General features: G+C 63.2%; 1 protein-coding gene. It reads left to right on the top strand.

Going from position 1 to position 590, the window contains the following annotated elements; translation table 11 throughout:
• Positions 1-138: 138 nt before the first annotated feature.
• On the top strand, positions 139-590 hold a 452-nt coding region (gene rimM, locus EN994_RS34405), incomplete at its 3' end, for a ribosome maturation factor RimM (protein WP_245466185.1).

The raw sequence follows: 590 nt of genomic DNA, 5'->3' as shown, positions 1-590 counted from the left end.
GCCTGGAGATCGGGTTTGGCCGGGATGAGGAATTCCTGCATGGCGGCATTTTCGGATATTCGGGTTAGGAAGCGGAGAATAGCCAGTCATTGAAATGACAGCCGCGTGGGGCTAGAGCAGGCCAAAGGATATTTCGCCATGAGCAAGCTCCAGAATCCTGTCCAGATGGCCGTGATCGGCGCCGCCCATGGCATCAAGGGCGAATTGCGGGTGAAGACCTTCACCGGCGAGCCGCTGGCGCTGGCCGACTACGGGCCGCTCTACGCCAGGGACGGGCGCGCCTTCCAGATCGTCGACATCAGGCCCGCCAACACCGTCGTCGTGGTCCGTTTCAAGGGCATTGCCGACCGCAATGCGGCCGAGGCGCTGGCCGGCACGGAGCTGTTCGTCGACCGTTCGATGCTGCCGGACGATGGCGAGGAAGACGAATTCTACCATGCCGACCTCGTCGGCCTCGAAGTCCGCGACGACACGGGTGCCGTGCTTGGCAAGGTGGTCGCGGACTTCGCGGCCGACGAGGTCGGCATGGTAGAATTCGTCTTCCTCGCCATCGTCCGGCAGCATCGAACGGTCGACGAACAGCTCCGTGC

Origin of the sequence: Mesorhizobium sp. M7A.F.Ca.CA.002.09.1.1, assembly GCF_003998555.1 — a bacterium.
Lineage (GTDB): Bacteria > Pseudomonadota > Alphaproteobacteria > Rhizobiales > Rhizobiaceae > Mesorhizobium > Mesorhizobium ciceri.
This window is presented reverse-complemented; position numbering and strand designations above follow the sequence as displayed.